This window comes from Vibrio ouci (assembly GCF_004551525.1).
GTDB lineage: Bacteria > Pseudomonadota > Gammaproteobacteria > Enterobacterales > Vibrionaceae > Vibrio > Vibrio ouci.
In genome coordinates this window covers 1-785 of the sequence record NZ_SATR01000250.1, presented here as the reverse complement: position 1 = coordinate 785, position 785 = coordinate 1, and the positions used below count along the sequence as shown (strand labels likewise).

The 785-nt window shown below is 41.9% G+C and carries 1 protein-coding gene; it reads left to right on the top strand.

Annotation, left to right across the window (positions count from 1 at the left end; all coding sequences use genetic code 11):
* Nucleotides 1-189 precede the first annotated feature (189 nt).
* On the top strand, nt 190-543 hold the full coding sequence (locus ELS82_RS25495; RefSeq protein ID WP_025523648.1) for a DUF6404 family protein: 354 nt from the start codon (nt 190-192) through the stop codon (nt 541-543).
* The last annotated feature ends 242 nt before the right edge of the window (nt 544-785 follow it).

Below are 785 nucleotides of genomic sequence, written 5' to 3'. Positions count from 1 at the left end.
AAAGTTAGTGAGTACGTAGAAAATTTGCCTAACAATAAATTTAAGCAGATTCGTAACGCTCGGCATTTTTGCTTTGAATCAGCTTCGGTGTTTACGGCACAATGGTTTAGGTGGGTGGTAGCGTTACTCACTACTTAATTTGGCGTTAGGTTTCTCCGCGGGAAACATTGAATTCGAGGATTTTAGATCATGGATTATGAAGCGAAGCTACGACTTGCTCACAAAGAGTTAAATGATAAAGGCGTTTGGAAGTCGAACTACAATCCACCAATTGTAAAGTGGCTACGTAAACTTGGAATGTGTTTTCCGCCACCTTATTACCAAAGTTATTTTGCAAACGTTATGCTTTGTGTGACTTTCTTTGCTCCTGTATGGGGGATCTTCCAATGGTTTCTTGTGTGGAACGAGCTAGGTAAACCAGTTTTAGAAGCCGTTTTCATCTCGTTACTTGCTGGCACTTTGTTTGGCTTTATTATGGCAACCTTCTACTACATTAGACGTAAGCAATTAAATCTAACAGATTGGGGGTCATTGGGAGAATAAGCCCAAAACCTAACAAACTGTTCAAGAGGGATTCGCAACGCGTGGCATTTTCATCATGCGTTGGTTTTAGGGTTTAAGGCGGTATGCGGCGACTTCGGTATTGCGTTGCTCACCCCTTAACAGGGCGTTAGGCAAAGGGCAGAAAAGTTCTTTGTTCTAATCTTTTTTGTTCCCTCTGGCAGTTCGCTTTTCTTATTCGGCAATTCCGTATTGTCGGCTCAAATCCTTGAATCTCTTCAACC

Bases quoted from the DNA above. Each gene is read 5' to 3' on its own strand.
- ELS82_RS25495 (WP_025523648.1), top strand. From the start codon at position 190: ATGGATTATGAAGCGAAGCTACGACTTGCTCACAAAGAGTTAAATGAT.